18 protein-coding genes are annotated in these 20738 nt (G+C 67.0%); 14 read left to right on the top strand and 4 right to left on the bottom strand.

Features of this window, described 5'->3' with window-relative positions; translation table 11 throughout:
- The first annotated feature begins 119 nt into the window (after nucleotides 1-119).
- The 8 genes from paaA (at nucleotide 120) to WT26_RS04750 (ending at nucleotide 6399) form a co-directional block, all read left to right on the top strand.
- The gene (gene paaA, locus WT26_RS04785; protein WP_059528306.1) at nucleotides 120-1118 is read left to right on the top strand and encodes a 1,2-phenylacetyl-CoA epoxidase subunit PaaA; all 999 of its coding nucleotides are present in this window, start codon (nucleotides 120-122) and stop codon (nucleotides 1116-1118) included.
- Nucleotides 1119-1157: 39 nt separating this feature from the next.
- On the top strand, nucleotides 1158-1442 hold the full coding sequence (gene paaB, locus WT26_RS04780; RefSeq protein ID WP_010092957.1) for a 1,2-phenylacetyl-CoA epoxidase subunit PaaB: 285 nt from the start codon (nucleotides 1158-1160) through the stop codon (nucleotides 1440-1442).
- A gap of 11 nt (nucleotides 1443-1453) precedes the next feature.
- Nucleotides 1454-2257, top strand: coding sequence for a 1,2-phenylacetyl-CoA epoxidase subunit PaaC (paaC, locus tag WT26_RS04775; protein WP_069272300.1), 804 nt, complete (start codon nucleotides 1454-1456; stop codon nucleotides 2255-2257).
- Between the two features lie 25 nt (nucleotides 2258-2282).
- Nucleotides 2283-2840: a 1,2-phenylacetyl-CoA epoxidase subunit PaaD gene (gene paaD, locus WT26_RS04770; protein WP_069272299.1), complete on the top strand. Its 558-nt coding sequence runs from the start codon at nucleotides 2283-2285 to the stop codon at nucleotides 2838-2840.
- Between the two features lie 5 nt (nucleotides 2841-2845).
- A complete protein-coding gene (gene paaE / locus WT26_RS04765) occupies nucleotides 2846-3934 on the top strand; it encodes a 1,2-phenylacetyl-CoA epoxidase subunit PaaE (protein WP_059667660.1) in 1089 nt (362 codons plus the stop codon).
- 128 nt (nucleotides 3935-4062) lie between these two features.
- A complete protein-coding gene (locus WT26_RS04760; RefSeq protein WP_069272298.1) occupies nucleotides 4063-4887 on the top strand; it encodes a DUF1835 domain-containing protein in 825 nt (274 codons plus the stop codon).
- A gap of 16 nt (nucleotides 4888-4903) precedes the next feature.
- Entirely contained in the window at nucleotides 4904-5509 is a 606-nt protein-coding gene (locus tag WT26_RS04755) for a TetR/AcrR family transcriptional regulator (RefSeq protein ID WP_069272297.1), read from the top strand.
- 245 nt (nucleotides 5510-5754) lie between these two features.
- Nucleotides 5755-6399 (top strand): GNAT family N-acetyltransferase, encoded by a 645-nt coding sequence (locus WT26_RS04750; RefSeq protein ID WP_069272296.1) that lies wholly within the window; start codon nucleotides 5755-5757, stop codon nucleotides 6397-6399.
- A gap of 60 nt (nucleotides 6400-6459) precedes the next feature.
- On the opposite strand, the gene WT26_RS04745 is transcribed toward WT26_RS04750, so the two are convergent.
- Nucleotides 6460-6984, bottom strand: coding sequence for an Lrp/AsnC family transcriptional regulator (locus tag WT26_RS04745; protein ID WP_059528294.1), 525 nt, complete (start codon nucleotides 6982-6984; stop codon nucleotides 6460-6462).
- A 153-nt stretch (nucleotides 6985-7137) separates the two neighbouring features.
- Between WT26_RS04745 and hppD the strand changes: the two genes are divergently transcribed.
- On the top strand, nucleotides 7138-8235 hold the full coding sequence (hppD, locus tag WT26_RS04740) for a 4-hydroxyphenylpyruvate dioxygenase (protein ID WP_059528292.1): 1098 nt from the start codon (nucleotides 7138-7140) through the stop codon (nucleotides 8233-8235).
- A gap of 130 nt (nucleotides 8236-8365) precedes the next feature.
- Here hppD and WT26_RS04735 read toward each other — a convergent pair whose 3' ends face one another.
- Complete coding sequence (locus tag WT26_RS04735) at nucleotides 8366-8560, bottom strand: hypothetical protein (protein ID WP_069272295.1); 195 nt, start codon at nucleotides 8558-8560, stop codon at nucleotides 8366-8368.
- A 316-nt stretch (nucleotides 8561-8876) separates the two neighbouring features.
- Here WT26_RS04735 and WT26_RS04730 point away from each other — a divergent pair, with 316 nt between their 5' ends.
- Nucleotides 8877-12467 carry an indolepyruvate ferredoxin oxidoreductase family protein gene (locus WT26_RS04730; protein ID WP_069272294.1) on the top strand — a complete coding sequence of 1197 codons (3591 nt, stop codon included), beginning with the start codon at nucleotides 8877-8879 and terminating at the stop codon, nucleotides 12465-12467.
- 106 nt (nucleotides 12468-12573) lie between these two features.
- Here WT26_RS04730 and WT26_RS04725 read toward each other — a convergent pair whose 3' ends face one another.
- Entirely contained in the window at nucleotides 12574-13884 is a 1311-nt protein-coding gene (locus tag WT26_RS04725; protein WP_196222139.1) for a hypothetical protein, read from the bottom strand.
- 675 nt (nucleotides 13885-14559) lie between these two features.
- Nucleotides 14560-16830, bottom strand: a complete 2271-nt coding sequence (locus WT26_RS04720; protein ID WP_059528285.1) for an NADP-dependent malic enzyme — start codon at nucleotides 16828-16830, stop codon at nucleotides 14560-14562.
- Between the two features lie 465 nt (nucleotides 16831-17295).
- On the opposite strand from WT26_RS04720, the gene WT26_RS04715 reads away from it, so the two are divergent.
- The 4 genes from WT26_RS04715 (at nucleotide 17296) to argC (ending at nucleotide 20634) form a co-directional block, all read left to right on the top strand.
- The gene (locus tag WT26_RS04715) at nucleotides 17296-17982 is read left to right on the top strand and encodes an orotate phosphoribosyltransferase (protein ID WP_034183954.1); all 687 of its coding nucleotides are present in this window, start codon (nucleotides 17296-17298) and stop codon (nucleotides 17980-17982) included.
- A 224-nt stretch (nucleotides 17983-18206) separates the two neighbouring features.
- A complete protein-coding gene (locus tag WT26_RS04710; protein WP_069272293.1) occupies nucleotides 18207-18803 on the top strand; it encodes a YbhB/YbcL family Raf kinase inhibitor-like protein in 597 nt (198 codons plus the stop codon).
- A gap of 160 nt (nucleotides 18804-18963) precedes the next feature.
- Nucleotides 18964-19536, top strand: a complete 573-nt coding sequence (locus WT26_RS04705) for a flavodoxin family protein (protein ID WP_069272292.1) — start codon at nucleotides 18964-18966, stop codon at nucleotides 19534-19536.
- A 144-nt stretch (nucleotides 19537-19680) separates the two neighbouring features.
- Nucleotides 19681-20634, top strand: coding sequence for an N-acetyl-gamma-glutamyl-phosphate reductase (argC, locus tag WT26_RS04700; RefSeq protein WP_069272291.1), 954 nt, complete (start codon nucleotides 19681-19683; stop codon nucleotides 20632-20634).
- Nucleotides 20635-20738: the final 104 nt, after the last annotated feature.

Genomic DNA, 20738 nt, shown 5'->3' with positions numbered 1-20738 from the left:
GACTTCGCCCCCGTCCTGTCGTTTACCCGCATCACACGCGCTATCGCCCAAATAATTTATTAACCGACCGGTCGGTTGGTTTATACTTCGCACACATTCAACCGGACGAGAGCCTCGCCATGTACACGCAATCCCTCGACATCCCCGGCAACGTCGCGCCGCTCGACGCCGCAGCCGAGTCGCCCGAGCAGGCGCGGTTCGATGCGGTCATGGCCGCCGACGGCAAGATCGAACCGCAGGACTGGATGCCCGACGCCTATCGCAAGACGCTGGTTCGCCAGATCTCGCAGCACGCGCACTCGGAAGTCGTCGGCATGCTGCCCGAAGGCAACTGGATCTCGCGCGCGCCGAGCCTGAAGCGCAAGGCGATCCTGCTCGCGAAGGTCCAGGACGAAGCCGGCCACGGCCTCTATCTTTATAGCGCGGCCGAAACGCTCGGCGTATCGCGCGATTCGCTGATCGACGCGCTGCACGCCGGCAAGGCCAAATACTCGAGCATCTTCAACTACCCGACGCCGACCTGGGCCGACGTCGGCGTGATCGGCTGGCTGGTCGACGGCGCCGCGATCATGAACCAGATCCCGCTGTGCCGCTGCACGTACGGCCCCTACGCGCGCGCGATGATCCGCGTGTGCAAGGAAGAATCGTTCCACCAGCGCCAAGGCTTCGACGCGCTGCTGTCGATGATGAAGGGCAGCGACGCGCAACGCGCGATGGTCCAGCAGGCCGTGAACCGCTGGTGGTGGCCGGTGCTGATGATGTTCGGCCCGAGCGACGCCGATTCGGTCCACAGCAACCAGTCCGCGAAATGGGGCATCAAGCGGATCACGAACGACGACCTGCGGCAGAAGTTCGTCGACGCGACGGTCGACCAGGCGAAGGTGCTCGGCGTGACGCTGCCCGATCCCGACCTGAAGTGGAACGAGGCGCGCGGCCACCACGACTTCGGCACGATCGACTGGGACGAATTCTGGCGCGTGGTCAACGGCGACGGCCCGTGCAACAAGGAACGCCTCGCGACCCGCGTGAAAGCGCACGAGGACGGCGCATGGGTGCGCGAAGCCGCCCTCGCCCACGAAGCAAAGCGCCGCGCGCGGGCCGAACAGCACGCCGCCTGAGCGGCACCACCATCGAATTCAGGGATTCAGGAGAAAGTGATGAACAAGGAATGGCCGATCTGGGAAGTGTTCGTGCGCAGCAAGCAAGGGCTCGACCACAAGCATTGCGGCAGCCTGCACGCCGCCGACGCGTCGATGGCGCTGCGCATGGCGCGCGACGTCTACACGCGCCGCCAGGAAGGCGTGAGCATCTGGGTGGTGCCGTCGTCGGCGATCACCGCGTCGGATCCGAACGAAAAGGCCGAGCTGTTCGAGCCGGCGGGCGACAAGATCTATCGTCACCCGACGTTCTACACGCTGCCCGACGAAGTCAACCACATGTAACGCCCCGCGCCATGACGATCACGCCCGAACACCTCTCCTACGTGCTGCGCCTCGCGGACAACACGCTGATCCTCGGTCAGCGCAATGCCGAATGGTGCGGCCACGGCCCGATCCTCGAGGAAGACATCGCGCTCACCAACATGAGCCTCGACCTCATCGGCCAGGCGCGCATGCTGTATACGCATGCGGCCGAACTCGAACGCCAGCTCACCGGCGCGACGAAGACCGAGGACGACTACGCGTACTTCCGCACCGAGCGCGAGTTCGCGAACTTCACGCTCGCCGAACTGCCGCATTACGGCCCGATCGCAGGCACCGCGCACGCCGACAAGGACTACGCGGTGACGATCGTGCGCAACTTCCTGTACTCGGCGCTGATGCTGCACACGTGGAGCGCGCTCGAAACGTCGGAAGACGCGACGCTGGCCGCCATCGCCGCGAAATCGGTGAAGGAAACCCGCTATCACGTGCAGCACGCCCGCGAGTGGCTCGTGCGCCTCGGCGACGGCACCGACGAGTCGCACCGTCGCGCGCAGGACGCACTCGACTACCTGACGCCGTATACGCGCGAATTCTTCGCGGCGGACCAGGTGGACGACGCGATCGCCGCGCGGCGCATCGCCCCGGCACCGGCCGCGCTCGAAGCGGCGTGGCGCGCGGACGTGGATAACGCGCTCGCGGAGGCGACGCTCACGCTGCCGGCCCCCGTGCAGCACGTGACGACCGGCAAGCAGGGCGAGCATTCGGAACACATGGGCTACCTGCTCGCGGAACTGCAAAGCCTCGCACGCCAGCACCCCGGCGCGACCTGGTAACGCGCACGTCAAACGGAGCCCCGCGATGTCCGCCTCATCCGCCTTCGCCGCCTCACCCGCCCCGCACCACGCCGATCCGCTGCTCGCCCGCGCGTGGGACGTGCTCGAAGCCGTGCCCGACCCCGAGATCCCCGTCGTGTCGATCCGCGAACTCGGCATCCTGCGCGACGTCCGCCGCGCGGACGACGGCCAGCTCGAGGTCGTGATCACGCCGACCTACTCGGGCTGCCCGGCCATGTCGCAGATCGCCGAAGACATCGCCGCCGCGCTGCAGGCCGCCGACCTGCCGCCGCACCGGATCGAGACGGTGCTCGCGCCCGCGTGGACGACCGACTGGATCACGCAGGAAGCGCGCGACAAGCTGCGTGCGTACGGCATCGCGCCGCCGGTCGGCCAGTGCGGCACCGCCGCGCCGCGGGAAAACGTCGTGCGCTTCGTGCCGCGGCCGGTCGCGGCGCCCGCATGCCCGCGCTGCGGCTCGGCCCGCACCGAGCGTCTCGCGCAATTCGCGTCCACGGCCTGCAAGGCGCTGTATCGCTGCGTCGACTGCCGCGAACCCTTCGACTACTTCAAACCCTATTAATCGATATGGCGACCCCGCAATTTCATCCGCTGCGTATCCGCGACGTGCGGCCCGAGACCGCCGACGCCGTGACCGTCTCCTTCGACGTGCCGCCCGAGCTGCGCGACGCGTACCGCTTCACGCAGGGCCAGTTCGTCACGCTGAAGACCCACATCGACGGCGAGGAAACGCGCCGCTCGTATTCGATCTGCGTCGGCACGACGGACTACGACCGTGACGGCGAACTGCGCATCGGCATCAAGCGCGTGCGCGGCGGCCGCTTCTCGAACTTCGCGTTCGACTCGCTGAAGCCCGGCCACACGATCGACGTGATGACGCCGGACGGCCGCTTCTTCACGCACCTGAACGCCGACCACGGCAAGCAGTACGTCGCGTTCTCCGGCGGCTCCGGGATCACGCCGGTACTCGCGATCGTGAAGACGACGCTCGAACTGGAGCCCCGCAGCACGTTCACGCTGATCTACGGCAACCGCAGCGTCGACGCGATCATGTTCGCGGAGGAGCTCGAGGACCTGAAGAACCGCTACATGAACCGCTTCGTCCTCTATCACGTGCTGTCGGACGACCAGCAGGACGTCGAGCTGTTCAACGGCGTGCTCGACCAGGCGAAATGCGCGGAATTCCTCGGCACGCTGACGCCGGCCGACGCGATCGACGAGGCGTTCATCTGCGGCCCCGCGCCGATGATGGATGCGGCCGAAGCCGCGCTGAAGGCAGCCGGCGTGCCGCAGGCGAAGGTGCACGTCGAGCGCTTCGGCACGCCGCTGCCGCAGGCCGGCGCGCCGGTCGTCGAAATCACCGACCAGACGCCGGCCGCCGACCTCGAAATCGTGCTCGACGGCAAGAAGCGCAAGCTGCGGCTGCCGTACGAAGGCGTGAGCCTGCTCGATATCGGCCTGCGTGCGGGCCTCGCGCTGCCGTACGCGTGCAAGGGCGGCGTGTGCTGCACGTGCCGCGCGAAGGTGCTCGAGGGCGAAGTGCGGATGGAGAAGAACTACACGCTCGAGGCGCATGAAGTGAAGGACGGCTTCGTGCTCACGTGCCAGTGCCACCCGATCAGCGACAAGGTCGTCGTGAGCTTCGACGAGCGTTGAGCGACGTCGCGTCGCGGCGCCGGACGGTTTCTCGCCGTCACACATCTCGCTTACACTAGGAGCCGCCGGCCGGCTGGACATCGCAACGTCCGCCCGGCCGGCGGTTTTCTTTTGTTGACGACAGGCCGATGAGTACCATTCATGTGATTCAGGGCGGCACCGCCGCCGCGTCGCTGCGCGAGGCACTCGCGCAAGCCGGGCGCGACGAGCACGTCGTCGGATTGCTCGACGATCTCGGCGTCGGGCCGCTCAAGAGCGCCGACGAGACGCCCGACACGCGCGCAGCCTTCTGGCAGCGCGTGCTCGGCGACCAGATTCCCGACTGGAACGCAGAGATCGAAGCCGAGTTCGCACGCCTCGACCAGCTGGCGACGGAGACGGGCCAGGTGGTGGTGTGGCATGCGCCGAGCGTCGGCGACAAGCTGCTGCTGCGGCGCGTCGCCTATCACCTGCGCAATGTCCCGCAACGCCTGAACGAAGTGCGGCTGTCGGCCGCCGACCTCGATTCGGCGCAGCGCGCGTCGCTGTCGCGCACCGACCAGGCGTGCGCGACCGGCATGTTCTCGCCCGCCGAACTGGCGCGCAAGCGGCCGGTGGCCGCGCCGATCTCGGTGCTGCGCATCGGCCGCCTCGCGCTCGAATGGCAGGAGGCGAAACACCAGAACGCCGAACTGCGCTACTGGGTCAGCAACACGATCAAGAGCGGCCACTATGAAGAACTCGACGCGCTGATCGTCGCGCGCGCGGAAACCGACTGGGTGCCCGCGCGGCGCCTCGTCGGCAGCATCATGGCCGACGCCGATCGCGGCGGGCTGTTCGTCAGCGACTCGATCGCCTGGTGGCGCTGCCGCGAACTCGCGGCGGCCGGCCGGCTCGAGCTGCAGAACGACTCGCCCGACGCCCTCTCTTCCACGCAGGTGCGCGCGGCCCGCGCGGCCGCCGCGCACCGCTAATCTTCCGCATTCGACCATGGCCCGTACCCGAGCGCCCGACCACGAATCCCAGCGCGAGCAGATCCTCGATCTGGCCGCCGACAAATTCGCGCAGACGAGCTACCCGAGCACGTCGATGTCCGATCTCGCGACCGCGAGCGGCACGTCGAAGGCACGCCTCTACCACTACTACGAGAGCAAGGAAGCGATCCTGTTCGACCTGCTCGACCGCTACACGAAACGGCTGATGCTGATCATCGCCGAGGTCGAAGGGGCGAGCCAGCGGCGCGGCCTCAGCGAGCGCGACGCGTTCGCGGAGCTCGTGCGCGCGTTCCTCGCCGAATACGAGACATCGCACAGCCGCCACGTCGCGTTGCTCAACGACGTGAAGTATCTCGAGGACGCGCAGCGCGAAATCGTGCTCGACCGCCAGCGCGACATCGTCGCGGCATTCACGCGCCAGCTGGCGCGCGCGTACCCGGACCGCATCTCGAAGGAAAACCAGACTTCCGTGACGATGATGGTGTTCGGGATGATCAACTGGACGTTCACGTGGCTGAAGCCCGGCGGCCGCCTCGGCTACCGCGACTTCGCCGAGCAGGTGATCGACCTGATCGAACGCGGGCTGTCGACGGCCACCTGATTGCCGCGCAGCAGCAAGCGTTGCGCGACGGGCACACTGTGACCACTCGCCGCGCATTTCATATGATGAATTTTAAATACGTTTATAATCAAATAGATAGAGAATTAACTAAGCGGATTTAGAATTCATCCTCCAGATCAAACATCGTCAAATACGGGTTTTCCCCAATCCGAGGGCTGGCGGTCGGGTAAAATGCTGTTGCATTGCACAACCCGCTTGTGCAGCCACACACTGAGGAACCCACGATGAACACGCAATTCAACCCTGCCGAAGTCGTCGGCACGGTCGGTACTGCGCCGGTTCTCGTCAGGGAACTGGCTTCCAAAGACCGTGAGCAAATGCTCACCCACTTTCTCTCGCTCGACGAAGAGGACCGCCTGCTGCGCTTCGGCCAGATGGTGCCCGACCACGTGATCGAGAACTATGTCCGCACGATCGACTTCGGTCGCGACACCGTGTTCGGCGTGTTCGACCACGACCTCGAACTGATCGGCGTCGGCCACCTGGCCTACCTGCCGGCCGAGGGCGACAAGCGCACGGCCGAATTCGGCGTGTCGGTGCTCGAAAGCGCACGCGGCCGCGGTGTCGGCTCGAAGCTGTTCGAGCGCGCGGCGATCCGCAGCCGCAACACGCACGTGACGATGCTGTACATGCATTGCCTGTCGCGTAACGCGACGATGATGCACATCGCGAAGAAATCCGGGATGCGGATCGAGTATGCATACGGCGAAGCCGATGCGTACCTGTCGCTGCCGCCGGCCGATCACTCGACGATCATCGCCGAGATGCTGCAGGAGCAGGCCGCGGTGTTCGACTATGCGATGAAGCGCCAGGCGCGCCGCACCACGAAGTTCATCGAATCGCTGATGCCCGCCGCCCTGACGGCGTAACGTCGGCCAGCCGGGCCGCGCCCTCCGCGCGCCCGGCCCCTCTCTCCCCCCCGCCGCGCACTAGCGCACCGAACGAATCGGCAACGCCGTCGTCTCCTTGAAGCATTCGAGCGAAAAGCTCGTCTTCACGTCGATCACCGACGGGTGATGCAGCAGATGCTCCTGCACGAAGCGGGAGAAATGCGCCATGTCCTCGACCTGCACGCGCAGCAGGTAATCCATGTCCCCCGTCATCGCGTGGCACGCGACCACTTCCGGCCAGGTCTGCACGGCCGCGCGAAACAGCTCCGCATGGGTCGCGCCCGCGCGCGCCGACGTTTCGTCGACCCGCACCGGTGCCAGGCCGCCGCGTTTCTCGAGCCGCACGCTCACGTACGCGAGCAGGTCGAGCCCGAGCTTCTGCGGATTCAGCAGCGCGACATAACCGGTGATCACGCCGATCTCCTCGAGCCGCCGGATCCGCCGCAGGCACGGGCTCGGCGACAGGTTCACACGCTCGGCGATCTCCTGGTTCGACAGGCGCCCGTTCTCCTGCAGAATCGCGAGAATCCGCCGGTCGATGGCATCCAATTCGGCTTGCGCCATCTTCTGCCCCCCAAGCATGAATTCAAGACTGTAAATTGCGCCACTGTAGTCAGCCGCGCTCAAATTCGCAAGTTTCCGCCTCCCCTCGCCCGCTACACTTTGTCGCACACATCGATTCAACACGCGCGTCGCGGCGCGCCTCCGGAGACAAGCATGCAGATCCCGAACTGGGACAACCCCGTCGGCACCGACGGCTTCGAATTCATCGAATACACGGCACCGGACCCGAAAGCGCTCGGACAACTGTTCGAACGGATGGGTTTCACCGCGATCGCGCGCCACCGCCACAAGGACGTGACGGTGTACCGCCAGGGCGACATCAACTTCATCATCAACGCCGAACCCGATTCGTTCGCACAACGCTTCGCGCGCCTGCACGGCCCGTCGATCTGCGCGATCGCGTTCCGCGTGCAGGACGCCGCGAAGGCGTACAAGCGCGCGCTCGAACTCGGCGCATGGGGCTTCGACAACAAGACCGGCCCGATGGAGCTGAACATCCCGGCGATCAAGGGTATCGGCGATTCGCTGATCTACTTCGTCGACCGCTGGCGCGGCAAGAACGGCGCGCAGCCGGGCGCAATCGGCGACATCAGCATCTACGACGTCGACTTCGAACCGATCGCCGGCGCGAACCCGAACCCGGTCGGCCACGGCCTCACCTATATCGACCACCTGACGCACAACGTGCATCGCGGCCGCATGCAGGAATGGGCCGAGTTCTACGAGCGCCTGTTCAACTTCCGCGAAGTGCGCTACTTCGACATCGAAGGCAAGGTGACGGGCGTGAAGTCGAAGGCGATGACGTCGCCGTGCGGCAAGATCCGCATCCCGATCAACGAGGAAGGCTCGGATACGGCCGGCCAGATCCAGGAATACCTCGACGCATACCACGGCGAAGGCATCCAGCACATCGCGCTCGGCGCCAGCGACATCTACCAGGCGGTCGACGGCCTGCGCAGCAAGGAAGTAAAGCTGCTCGACACGATCGACACGTATTACGAACTGGTCGACCGCCGCGTGCCGAACCACGGCGAATCGCTGGAAGAACTGAAGAAGCGCAAGATCCTGATCGACGGCGCGCGCGACGACCTGCTGCTGCAGATCTTCACCGAGAACCAGATCGGGCCGATCTTCTTCGAGATCATCCAGCGCAAGGGCAACCAGGGCTTCGGCGAAGGCAACTTCAAGGCGCTGTTCGAATCGATCGAGCTCGACCAGATCCGCCGCGGCGTCGTGCAGGACAAGGCCTGACGCGCGCGGCGCGGCACGCCCGGCGGCAGCGGGCGGGCGTCGGCGCAAATAGAAAGGGCGGGAATCCGAGGATTCCCGCCCTTTTTTCATCGACGTTCATCGGCGCGGCCGGTGCGGCCGCCCGGCCGGATCAATGCGCATTCGCTCCCGGCACGACCAGGCGCACGCCCGACGGCTGCACATCGGCGTGCCGCGCGGGCGCGATCCGGCTCATCTGCGCGCCGGCTGCCGCCAGTGCGCTCGCGCCTCGCGCGTGCACCGGGCCGGTCATCGAGAAAAACGCGGCGGACACGATCAGGAAACTCTGGATATGACGTGTGTTCATTGCACCTCCTGTAAAACTGCCGGCGCCTCCCCGCTTTCGTCATGACAATCGACGCCGGCGGGCACCTCCGGCAGGCCGACAAGATTAACGGCAAGTGCCGGACGATGTGCGCGGCTTTACATGCTTTTACATGATGTAACGCGTAAAACGTGCTCGCAGCCGGGCCGACACGGCAATTTTGACGACGAGCGGCGGGTTTGCCCCAGTGCTACCATCGCTTAAAACCGGCGAACATGCCGGCCACTGCCGACGCGTCCAAAAGATGCCGACGCAACCGAAGTTTTGGTGATCCCAGACTGGGTGGAGGAGACAGTTAATGAATGCCCCGCTAGACGCAGACCAACGCGCGTCGCTAGAAGCCGCGCTGAAGTCCGTCACGCTTGACGACAAATACACACTGGAGCGCGGTCGCGCGTACATGAGCGGCATCCAGGCCCTCGTGCGCCTGCCGATGCTCCAGCAGGAACGCGATCGCGCCGCCGGCCTCAATACGGCCGGCTTCATCTCCGGCTACCGCGGTTCGCCGCTCGGCGGCCTCGACCTCTCGCTCTGGAAGGCCAAGCAGCACCTCGCGGCCCACCAGATCGTCTTCCAGCCCGGCCTCAACGAAGATCTCGCCGCCACCGCCGTGTGGGGCTCGCAGCAGGTGAACCTGTACCCCGGCGCGAAGCACGACGGCGTGTTCGGCATGTGGTACGGCAAGGGCCCGGGCGTCGACCGCACCGGCGACGTATTCAAGCACGCGAACTCGGCCGGCTCGTCGCAGCACGGCGGCGTGCTGGTGCTCGCCGGCGACGACCACGCGGCGAAATCGTCGACGCTCGCGCACCAGTCCGAACACATCTTCAAGGCGTGCGGGCTGCCGGTGCTGTTCCCGTCCAACGTGCAGGAATATCTCGATTTCGGCCTGCACGGCTGGGCAATGAGCCGCTACTCGGGCCTGTGGGTCGCGCTCAAGTGCGTGACGGACGTGGTCGAATCGTCGGCATCGGTCGACATCGACCCGCATCGCACCGAAATCGTGCTGCCGACCGACTTCATCCTGCCGGAAGGCGGCCTGAACATCCGCTGGCCCGACCCGCCGCTCGTGCAGGAAGCGCGGCTGCTCGACTACAAGTGGTACGCGGCGCTCGCCTATGTGCGCGCGAACAAGCTGGACCGCATCGAGATCGATTCGCCGAACGCGCGCTTCGGGATCATGACGGGCGGCAAGGCATACCTCGACGTGCGCCAGGCGCTGACCGACCTCGGCCTCGACGACGAAACCTGCGCGCGGATCGGCATCCGGCTCTACAAGGTCGGCTGCGTGTGGCCGCTCGAGGCGCAGGGCGCCCAGGCGTTCGCGCGCGGCCTCGACGAAATCCTCGTCGTCGAGGAAAAGCGCCAGATCCTCGAATACGCGATCAAGGAAGAGCTGTACAACTGGCCCGACGGCCAGCGGCCGCGCGTGTTCGGCAAGTTCGACGAAAAGGACGGCGCCGGCGGCGAATGGTCGGTGCCGATGGGCAACTGGCTGCTGCCCGCACACTACGAACTGTCGCCCGCGATCATCGCGAAGGCGATCGCGACGCGCCTCGAGAAATTCGAGCTGCCGTCCGACGTGCGCGCGCGCATCGCCGCGCGGCTCGCGGTGATCAACGCGAAGGAAATGGCGCTCGCGAAGCCGCACGTGCAGACCGAGCGCAAGCCGTGGTTCTGCTCCGGCTGCCCGCACAACACGTCGACCAACGTGCCGGAAGGCTCGCGCGCGATCGCCGGCATCGGCTGCCACTACATGACCGTGTGGATGGACCGCAGCACGAGCACCTTCAGCCAGATGGGCGGCGAAGGCGTGCCGTGGATCGGCCAGGCACCGTTCACGGACGAGAAGCACGTGTTCGCGAACCTCGGCGACGGCACCTATTTCCACTCGGGCCTGCTGGCCGTGCGCGCGGCGATCTCGTCGAAAGCGAACATCACCTACAAGATCCTCTACAACGACGCCGTCGCGATGACGGGCGGGCAGCCGGTCGACGGCGTGCTGACGGTGCCGCAGATCACGCACCAGCTCGCGTCCGAAGGCGCGAAGAAGATCGTGATCGTCACCGACGAGCCGGAGAAGTACGACAGCCAGAAGGCGCTGCTCGCGCCGGGCGTGCCGATTCATCACCGCGACCAGCTCGACGACGTGCAGCGCGAGCTGCGCGAGATCGAAGGCACGACGATCCTGATCTACGACCAGACCTGCGCGACCGAGAAGCGCCGCCGCCGCAAGCGCGGCACGTATCCGGACCCGGCGAAGCGCGTGGTGATCAACGACGCGGTGTGCGAAGGCTGCGGCGACTGCTCGGTGCAGTCGAACTGCCTGTCGGTCGAGCCGCTCGAAACCGAATTCGGCACGAAGCGCCAGATCAACCAGTCGAGCTGCAACAAGGATTTCTCGTGCGTGAAGGGCTTCTGCCCGAGCTTCGTCACGGTCGAGGGCGGCCAGTTGAAGAAGCCGAAGGCCGTGTCGGTCGACGGCGACGCGCTGCCGCCCATTCCCGAACCGACGCTGCCGGACATCGACCGCGCATACGGCGTGCTCGTCACGGGCGTCGGCGGCACGGGCGTCGTCACGATCGGCGCGCTGCTCGGGATGGCCGCGCACCTCGAAAACAAGGGCGTGACCGTACTCGACGTCACCGGCCTCGCGCAGAAGGGCGGCGCCGTGATGAGCCACGTGCAGATCTCGCACGCGCCGACCGACATCCACGCGACCCGGATCGCGATGGGCGAAGCCGACCTCGTGATCGGCTGCGACGCGATCGTCACGGCCGGCGACGAGTGCACGTCGCGGATGCGGCACGACACGACGCGCGTGGTCGTCAACAGTGCGCAGACGCCGACCGCCGAATTCATCAAGAACCCGAACTGGGCGTTCCCGGGCCTGTCCGCCGAAAACGACATCCGCGCGGCGGCGGGCGAAGCCGTCGATTTCATCGACGCGAACCGCTTCGCGGTCGCGCTGCTCGGCGACGCGATCTACACGAACCCGTTCGTGCTCGGCTACGCATGGCAGAAAGGCTGGCTGCCGCTCACGCTCGCGTCGCTCGTCCGCGCGATCGAGCTGAATGCGGTATCGGTCGAGAAGAACCGTGCGGCATTCGACTGGGGCCGCCGCGCCGCGTACGACCTGGCGAGCGTGAAGCAGGCCGCGGCCGGCGACGCGCGTCCCGCGCAAGGCGCCACGGTGATCGCGCTGCACACGAAGAAGGCGGTCGACGCACTGATCGCGAAGCGCGTGGAATTCCTCACCGCGTACCAGAACGCCGCGTATGCGGCGCGCTATGCGGCGTTCGTCGACAAGGTGCGCGCGGCCGAGCGCGCACTGGCGGACGGCGACACGGTGGTGCAGGAGCCGCTGACCGAAGCGGTCGCCCGCAACCTGTTCAAGCTGATGGCGTACAAGGACGAATACGAGGTCGCGCGGCTGCAGTCCGATCCCGCGTTCCTCGCGCGCCTGTCCGCGCAGTTCGAAGGCGACTGGAAGCTGAAATTCCACCTCGCGCCGCCGCTGTTCGCGAAGACGGACGCACACGGCCACCTGGTGAAGAAGGCGTACGGCCCGTGGATGATGACGGCCTTCCGCTGGCTCGCGAAGGCGAAGTTCCTGCGCGGCACGGGGCTCGACCCGTTCGGCCGCACCGAGGAACGCCGCTCCGAGCGCGCGCTGATCGGCGAGTACGAAGCGCTGATCGGCGAAGTGCTGGCCAAGCTGAACGCGGCCAACCGCCCGCTCGCGCTCGAGCTCGCGGCGCTGCCGGACGGCATCCGCGGCTACGGCCACGTGAAGGAGCGCAACCTGCAGGCCGTGCGCATCAAGTGGCGCGACCTCGTCGCGCGCTGGCGCGCACCGCAGGACGGCACGACACGGCACGTCGCGTAGCCGCGCAAGGCGGAAGCGGTTCGTGCGGCCGGGAGCGGCCGCACGAGTTCGCTGCGCACATCAGGACGCGCAGCCGATCCGCGGCACGCTTCGGGTCGGCGTCGCCCTAGGACGGCCTGTTCGACGCGAGGGCCGCCACACTCATCGCGACGTCGCCATATGCGCCGCGCCGCGGCATGTCGACGTTGACGGTGCGGCCCCGCGCGACCGGCGCCGTAGCTGCAACCGAGGCCATGATGTTGTCGTAGACCACGCCGCCCCAGCGCGGGCGGCGGTATCGTTCGTCAGCCACTGTCGTCGCGGTCGCCGCGCGCCAGCCCGTGTCGCGCCCGGCATCGACGGAATACATCGCCGCGTCGCGCGTCGTCCGGTTCGGCTTGCGCTTCGCTGCGGGCGAACGTCCGCTCCCCTCTGACTGGACCAGGGCCGCGGCGATTTCGACCGCGCTCGGCAAACCGGAGACGGCGGCCGGCCGCGCCGTCGCGCGCGCATCATACGCCGGCGACGTGGTCCGCATGTCGGCAACGATCGTTGGAAGCCCCTCGGCGCCGCGGCCGATCGTCTTGGCGCGCGCGCCACGGCCGAACCGGCTTCGCTCGCCCGCACCGGCACCGGACACCGCGTCCGTGCGTGCGCGCATCGTAACGCGCCACCCAGGCACAGCGAGCCCCATCCCGCCTTCCGCACGCGCATCGGCCACAACCGGAGCCGGACGGCCGCCGATGCTGGCGACCTGCGCCGCAAGCTCGTCAGCGCTCGCCGACATCTGCGGCCCGACGGGCAACCGGCCATCGAGCGACGCCGCCAGCCTGGCAACCCGCATCGGCGGCAACGGCGACGCGGTCAGCGTCGGCTTCAGCGCGTCAAGCAAGCCCGCCAGCACCCGCGGCTCGGTGAACGCGGCACGTCGCTCGAGCAACGCGTGATAGCCGGTCTCACCGCCCAGCGTGGACAACGCGATGCTCGGCGACGCGACCGGCTTGGGATCGGGAACGTCGAACGGGACCCGGGAAACGAGCGACGCGACGACGTCGGCAGCCATGGCCATGGGCCGCGGCGACGCGTCGCCGGACGGCGGGCGCATGCGCGCTTCCGCGATCTGATCCGCGTAAAACGGCACGCCGGCCAATGCGGAGCCCGACGCGTCGCCGGCCTCGCCCGGCGCCGGCGTGCCGCCGAATGCGGGATGGCGCGCGAGCGCGTCGGCCACCTGATCGGCATAGAACGGGGAATCCGCCGGCCCGGCCCGCTGGACGACGACGGTGCCGCCCGGCAGCGGCGGCAACGCCGGAGCCGCGATGCAGGCAAACCGCGCACAGTCGGTCGTGCGCGCACGCAATGACGCGGCGGTTCCTGCATAGCTGAGCACCGGGCCGTCGAGATGCGGCTGGAATGGATCGAAGCCCTCGTCCGGCAACGGCCCGCTCGGCAGCGGCGGCCGGTCGGCCAGCCCGACCGGCGACGGCCCGCCGAGCAGCCGGTCGTCAAGCAGGACGGCGATGGCCGAACGCCGGGCCGGCGCGAACGACGGCGCGCGAAACGCGGGCCGGCCCGGGCGGGAAGCCACCTTCTTCTCCACGTCGAAGGGCGACCGCACCGGCGGACCGGCCAGTTCCGCAACAGGCCGCGCACCCGTTGCCGCGCTCGTCGGCGACGCAGGCACCGGCGATGCGAGCGACGCCGGCGGGTGTATCTGCGTCGTATCGGAATCGTCCGGCGCGCACGAACCCAGATACGGCGCAGTCAACATCAGCGCGGCCGTCGCGACGCCCGTGCCGCCCGCGCTTCGCTTCATTCGTGCCTTTGCCGCGGCTTCCGTGCGCCGGCCTGTCTTGTCCGTTCCGTTCACCATGCTTCATATACGGCCGTGCATCGCCTGACGGCGTGCGCCCCGCTTGCCCTGTTTCATGTCGGACAAGAATCTAGCGAAGCGGGTCGGTATCGACAATGGGACGGACTCCAAACTGGCACGAAAACCATATGCGATCGTGGGACATGTCCGATTTCACACAAAAAAACGCCACGGAACCCGGCTTCCGTGGCGTTTTGTTTTGCGCCGCGCGCGAAGCGCGGCGCGACCGCTCGCGCGAACTTACTGCGTGTTCACGTTCGCGGCGGCAACGGCCGTCATGTTGATGATCCGGCGCACGGTCGCAGCCGGCGTCAGGATGTGGACCGGCTTCGCCGCGCCGAGCAGGAACGGACCGACCGTCACGCCTTCGCCGCCGACCATCTTCAGAAGGTTGTACGCGATGTTCGCCGCTTCGACGTTCGGCATGATCAGCAGGTTCGCTTCGCCCGACAGCGTCGTGCCGGGGAACGCCTGCTTGCGGATCATTTCCGACAGCGCCGCGTCGCCGTGCATTTCGCCGTCGACTTCCAGGTTCGGCGCACGTTCGACGATCAGCTTGCGGGCCTCGCCCATCCGGCGCGACGACGCCGACGGCGCGCTGCCGAAGTTCGAGTTCGACAGCAGCGCGGCCTTCGGCGCGATGCCGAAGCGCTCGATCTCCGCCGCGGCCTGGATCGTCATGTCGGCGAGCTGTTCGGCGCTCGGCAGCTCGTTCACGTACGTGTCGCACACGAACAGGTTGCGGCCCGGCAGCATCAGCAGGTTCATCGCGGCGAAGTGCTCGGCGCCCTTCGCGCGGCCCAGCACCTGCTCGATGAACTTCAGATGGCTGTGGAACGTGTCGATCATCCCGCAGATCATCCCGTCCGCGTCGCCCAGGTGCACGAGCATCGCGCCGATCAGCGTGTTGAACTTGCGCATCGCCGCCTTCGCGACTTCCGGCGTCACGCCGTCGCGCGCGCCGATTTCCTGATACGCCTGCCAGTAGCGGTGGTAGCGCGCATCGTCTTCCGGATCGACGATTTCGAAATCGGTGCCGGCCTTGAGCTTCGAGCCGATCTTCTGCAGGCGCATGTCGACGACCGACGGACGGCCGACGATGATCGGCTTCGCGATCTTCTCCTGCAGCACGAACTGCGCGGCGCGCAGCACGCGCTCGTCCTCGCCCTCGGCGAACACGATGCGCGCCTGCTTCTGCTTCGCGGTCGCGAACACCGGGCGCATCACCATGCCGGTGCGGTAGACGGTCGCGCCGAGCTGCTCGCGGTAGGCGTCCATGTCCTGGATCGGACGCGTGGCGACGCCCGAATCCATCGCGGCTTGCGCGACGGCCGGTGCGATCTTGATGATCAGGCGCGGATCGAACGGCTTCGGAATCAGGTAGTCCGGCCCGAACTCGAGCGAGTGGCCCTCATACGCCTTCGCGACTTCTTCGCTCTGGTCGGTTTCTTCCGCCAGTTCGGCGATCGCGCGCACGCACGCGAGCTTCATTTCTTCCGTGATCGTCGTCGCGCCGACGTCGAGCGCGCCGCGGAAGATGAACGGGAAGCACAGCACGTTGTTGACCTGGTTCGGGTAGTCCGAACGGCCGGTCGCGACGATCGCGTCCGGGCGCACGGCCTTCGCGTCTTCCGGGCGGATTTCCGGTTCCGGGTTCGCGAGCGCCAGGATCAGCGGCTTGTCGCCCATCGTCTTGACCATGTCCTGCTTCAGCACGCCCGCGCTCGAGCAGCCGAGGAACACGTCCGCGCCGACGATCGCGTCGGCGAGCGTGCGTGCGTCGGTGGTCGCCGCATAGCGCTGCTTCGACGGATCGAGATTGCCGCGCCCTTCGTAGATCACGCCCTTCGAATCGGCGACGAGGATGTTCGACCTGGTCAGGCCGAGGTTCACCAGCAGGTCCAGGCACGCGATGGCCGCGGCGCCCGCGCCCGAGCACACGAGCTTCACTTCGGCGAGCTTCTTGCCGACCACCTTCAGGCCGTTCAGGATCGCGGCCGACGCGATGATCGCGGTGCCGTGCTGATCGTCGTGGAAGACCGGGATCTTCATGCGCTCGCGCAGCTTCTGCTCGATGTAGAAGCATTCCGGCGCCTTGATGTCCTCGAGGTTGATGCCGCCGAGCGTCGGCTCGAGCATCGCGATCGCCTCGACGAGCTTGTCGGGGTCGGATTCCGACAGTTCGATGTCGAACACGTCGATGCCCGCGAATTTCTTGAAGAGGCAGCCCTTGCCTTCCATCACCGGCTTCGCGGCCAGCGGGCCGATGTTGCCGAGGCCCAGCACGGCCGTACCGTTCGTGATGACGCCGACGAGGTTGCCGCGCGACGTGTACTTCTGCGCATCGAGCGGATCGGCGTGGATCGCTTCGCACGCAGCGGCGACGCCCGGCGAATACGCGAGCGACAGGTCGAGCTGGTTCGACAGCGGCTTGGTCGGGGTGACCGAAATCTTGCCGGGTTTCGGGTTCTGGTGATAGGCGAGTGCCGCCTGCTTCAGTTGTTCGTCCATGATTGACCTGCGAGAGACATGCGAAAGAGAAATGCGAGTGCTCAGTACGCAGCACCTTGAGCCGCGGATGCGTGGATCGAGGGGGTATTCGACTGCGACGGCCGTTGCACGCCGGGTCGGCACGCCATCGAACCTTGGCGGATGGCAAGAGGAAAGTACAAAGTACTGAACGATTTCTAAGGGTCGCCTAGTGTACACCCCCGCGCATGACGAACGTTGCTGCGGCGCGGCATCGTGGGCCCCGCAGCGGCCCGCCGATCAAGCCCCGTTTATTCCGGACCGTTCCGTACACAGCGGCAAGCGCGCGCAAAGTCCATCGAAACCAGCCCGAATCGGGTAAAATAGCGGGCTACGCGCGCAGCGATGCGATTGGCCCTCCGATCGCGCCCCGGCCCCCAGGGCAGGTTCCCCTTGCTGCGCCACCGGGCCCGCGCCCGCTCTTCGCTCATCACCCAAGGAATGCCCATGACAGGCTACGATCGTCAGTCGATCTCGGATACGACCGCCAAAATCCTGCTCGAAGTGCAGGCAGTGCACTTCAACGCAGAAAAACCGTTCATCTTCACGTCCGGCTGGGCAAGCCCCGTCTATATCGACTGCCGCAAGCTGATTTCGTATCCGCGCGTGCGCCGCGCGCTGATGGAAATGGCCGAAACGACGATCACGCGCGACATCGGCTTCGAGCAGATCGACGCGGTGGCGGGCGGCGAGACGGCCGGCATCCCGTTCGCGGCATGGATCGCGGACCGGATGATGGTGCCGATGCAGTACGTGCGCAAGAAGCCGAAGGGCTTCGGCCGCAACGCGCAGATCGAAGGCCATCTGGAAGAAGGCTCGCGCGTGCTGCTCGTGGAAGACCTGACGACCGACAGCCGCAGCAAGATCAACTTCGTCAACGCGCTGCGCACCGCGGGCGCGACGGTGAACCACTGCTTCGTGCTGTTCCACTACGACATCTTCAAGGAAAGCGTGTCGGTCCTGAAGGACATCGACGTCGACCTGCACGCGCTCGCCACGTGGTGGGACGTGCTGCGCGTCGCGAAGGCCTCGGGCTACTTCGAGACGAAGACGCTCGACGAAGTCGAGAAATTCCTGCACGCACCGGCCGAGTGGTCGGCGGCGCACGGCGGCGCGACCGGCGCCCAGGAGTGATGCCGCGCCGGCGGACAGCCGGCGCCATCGCGGCACGAGCCGCTCGCCTCACGGCGGGCGGCTTTTTTTTCGCGCCGCGCGCCGGGTCCATCGCGGCGATCTGTCACGACATGCGTCGCTCATCGAACCCTAATGCTAGACTTGATCCATCGCCGCAATCACCTTCGCGACAACAAACGAGGCCGGGCTCATCCGCCCGGCCCACGTGACGGGAGAAGCGCCATATGCGTGTGGATCGCCGGATCACTCCGCCTGCGCCATCGAACGGCCCGTCTCCGCTCGCCCTTGCCTTCCTCTGCGCCGCCGCCTTCGCCTGCATGCCGTCGCATGCGGACTCCTCCGCGTTCACCGTGACGAGCGACGACCTGACGCCGGGCGGGCGCGTCCGTGCAGCGAACGTGTTCGACCGCGGCGACTGCAAGGGCGGCAACCACTCGCCGCAGCTCGCGTGGCACAACCCGCCGCCCGGCACGCGCGGCTACGCGGTCACGATCTTCGATCCCGACGCGCCGGGGCACGGCTGGTGGCACTGGGCCGTCGCGAGCCTGCCGCTCACCGTCACGAGCCTGCCCGCCGACGCGAGCGCATCCGGCTTCCTGCGGCGCATCGGCGCGAGCGAAGCGCGCAACGACTTCGGAATCGACGGCTACGGCGGCCCGTGCCCGCCACCCGGCAAGCCGCACCGCTACGTGATCACCGTCTACGCGCTGAAGGGCGACGACCTGCGCGTTGCGCAGGGGCGCCCCGCACCGATGTTCGAGCACGAGATCGGCACGCTGGCGATCGGCACCGCGACGCTCGTCGTGCATTACGGACAGTAAGCCGGCGCGGCAGTGCGCGGCCGATTGCCGACGCCCGCGACATTCCGTCTTGCCCGATCGCGGTTTTTTGCGTCATTTCGTATTGCTAGACTCGCCGTGACCGATCGCGGCGCACCGCCGCGCGTCGGCGCCCCTTTCGTCCTCATCCGGAGAACGCCTCATGTCGAACATCGTCATCGTCTATCACAGCGGCTACGGTCACACGCAGAAACTGGCCGAGGCCGTTCACGCGGGGGCGCAGGACACGGGGGCGCAGGTGCGCCTCGTCGCCGTCGGCGACGTCGACGACGCGGGCTGGGCCGCGCTCGACGCGGCCGACGCGATCGTCTTCGGGGCGCCGACCTACATGGGCGGCCCGTCGGCGCAGTTCAAGCAATTCGCCGATGCAACGTCGAAAGCGTGGTTCACGCAGAAATGGAAGGACAAGATCGCCGCGGGCTTCACGAACTCCGCGACCATGAACGGCGACAAGTTCTCGACGATTCAATATTTCGTCACGCTGTCGATGCAGCATGGGATGGTGTGGGTCGGCACGAGCCTGATGCCGGCCAACTCGAAGGCGGCCACGCGCAACGACATCAACTACCTGGGCGGCTCGACGGGCCTGCTCGCGCAGTCGCCGGCCGATGCGACGCCCGATGAAGGCCCGCTGCCGGGCGACCTCGAAACCGGGAAGGCCTTCGGCCGGCGGGTCGCCGAAGCGACCGCCCGCTGGCTCGCGGGCGGCCGCTGAAGCGGCCTGCCCCGATAAAGGGACACAAGACGGCCCGCCGGCCGTCTTTTTTTCGACCCGCGCGATGCAGGCCCGCCGGATGACGTCTTAAAATGGCGGTTTTCCGGCGTGCAAGCGCCGCGGCCCCGTTTCAGTGAGAGCGAAATGAGCACCAAAGTTTTTGTCGACGGCCAGGAAGGCACGACCGGCCTCAAGATCTTCGAATACCTGTCGGCACGCAGCGACATCGAGATCCTGCGCATCGATGAAGCGAAGCGCAAGGACGTCGAAGAGCGCCGCCGCCTGATCAACGCGTCGGACGTCACGTTCCTGTGCCTGCCGGACGTCGCCTCGCGCGAATCGGCATCGCTCGTCGAGAACCCGAACACGACGCTGATCGACGCGAGCACCGCGTTCCGCACCAGCGCCGACTGGGCCTACGGCCTGCCGGAACTGACCCGCGCGCAGCGCGAGAAGATTCGCACGTCGAAGCGCATCGCGGTGCCGGGCTGCCATGCATCGGCCTTCGTGCTCGCGATGCGTCCGCTCGTCGATGCGGGCATCGTCGCCCCGACGTTCGCCGCGCACAGCTACTCGATCACCGGCTACAGCGGCGGCGGCAAGTCGATGATCGCCGACTACGAAAGCGCGGCGCCGGGCGGCAAGCTCGCGAGCAGCCCGCGCCCGTACGCGCTCGGCCTCACGCACAAGCACCTGCCGGAAATGGCCGCGCACACGGGCCTCGCGAACCCGCCGATCTTCACGCCGATCGTCGGCCCGTTCCTGAAGGGCCTCGCGGTGACGACCTACTTCACGCCCGAACAGCTCGCGAAGCGCGCGACGCCGCAGGACGTGCAGCGCGTGTTCGCCGAGTACTACGCGGACGAAGCCTTCGTGCGCGTCGCGCCGTTCGACGCGGCCGCGAACCTCGACGGCGGCTTCTTCGACGTGCAGGCGAACAACGACACGAACCGTGTCGACCTGTTCGTGTTCGGCAACGAAGAGCGCTTCGTCACGGTTGCGCGCCTCGACAACCTCGGCAAGGGCGCATCGGGCGCCGCGATCCAGTGCATGAACCTGAACATCGGCGCGGCCGAGGACGCCGGTCTCAAACGCTGATTCAACATCGCATGCAATGCAAAGCCGGCCACTGGCCGGCTTTTTATTTACCGGTATCAGGCAATATATAAAAAATTACCGATCGCGCATTTACAAATATTTAC

The organism is Burkholderia cepacia, from assembly GCF_001718835.1.
Lineage (GTDB): Bacteria > Pseudomonadota > Gammaproteobacteria > Burkholderiales > Burkholderiaceae > Burkholderia > Burkholderia cepacia_F.
This window is presented reverse-complemented; position numbering and strand designations above follow the sequence as displayed.

Coding starts and splice junctions, on each gene's coding strand:
- paaB (WP_010092957.1), top strand. CDS start 1,158: ATGAACAAGGAATGGCCGATCTGGGAAGTGTTCGTGCGCAGCAAGCAA.
- WT26_RS04755 (WP_069272297.1), top strand. CDS start 4,904: ATGGCCCGTACCCGAGCGCCCGACCACGAATCCCAGCGCGAGCAGATC.
- paaC (WP_069272300.1), top strand. CDS start 1,454: ATGACGATCACGCCCGAACACCTCTCCTACGTGCTGCGCCTCGCGGAC.
- hppD (WP_059528292.1), top strand. CDS start 7,138: ATGCAGATCCCGAACTGGGACAACCCCGTCGGCACCGACGGCTTCGAA.
- WT26_RS04735 (WP_069272295.1), bottom strand. CDS start 8,560: ATGAACACACGTCATATCCAGAGTTTCCTGATCGTGTCCGCCGCGTTT.
- paaA (WP_059528306.1), top strand. CDS start 120: ATGTACACGCAATCCCTCGACATCCCCGGCAACGTCGCGCCGCTCGAC.
- WT26_RS04715 (WP_034183954.1), top strand. CDS start 17,296: ATGACAGGCTACGATCGTCAGTCGATCTCGGATACGACCGCCAAAATC.
- paaE (WP_059667660.1), top strand. CDS start 2,846: ATGGCGACCCCGCAATTTCATCCGCTGCGTATCCGCGACGTGCGGCCC.
- WT26_RS04720 (WP_059528285.1), bottom strand. CDS start 16,830: ATGGACGAACAACTGAAGCAGGCGGCACTCGCCTATCACCAGAACCCG.
- WT26_RS04745 (WP_059528294.1), bottom strand. CDS start 6,984: ATGGCGCAAGCCGAATTGGATGCCATCGACCGGCGGATTCTCGCGATT.
- WT26_RS04705 (WP_069272292.1), top strand. CDS start 18,964: ATGTCGAACATCGTCATCGTCTATCACAGCGGCTACGGTCACACGCAG.
- argC (WP_069272291.1), top strand. CDS start 19,681: ATGAGCACCAAAGTTTTTGTCGACGGCCAGGAAGGCACGACCGGCCTC.
- WT26_RS04750 (WP_069272296.1), top strand. CDS start 5,755: ATGAACACGCAATTCAACCCTGCCGAAGTCGTCGGCACGGTCGGTACT.
- paaD (WP_069272299.1), top strand. CDS start 2,283: ATGTCCGCCTCATCCGCCTTCGCCGCCTCACCCGCCCCGCACCACGCC.
- WT26_RS04760 (WP_069272298.1), top strand. CDS start 4,063: ATGAGTACCATTCATGTGATTCAGGGCGGCACCGCCGCCGCGTCGCTG.
- WT26_RS04710 (WP_069272293.1), top strand. CDS start 18,207: ATGCGTGTGGATCGCCGGATCACTCCGCCTGCGCCATCGAACGGCCCG.
- WT26_RS04730 (WP_069272294.1), top strand. CDS start 8,877: ATGAATGCCCCGCTAGACGCAGACCAACGCGCGTCGCTAGAAGCCGCG.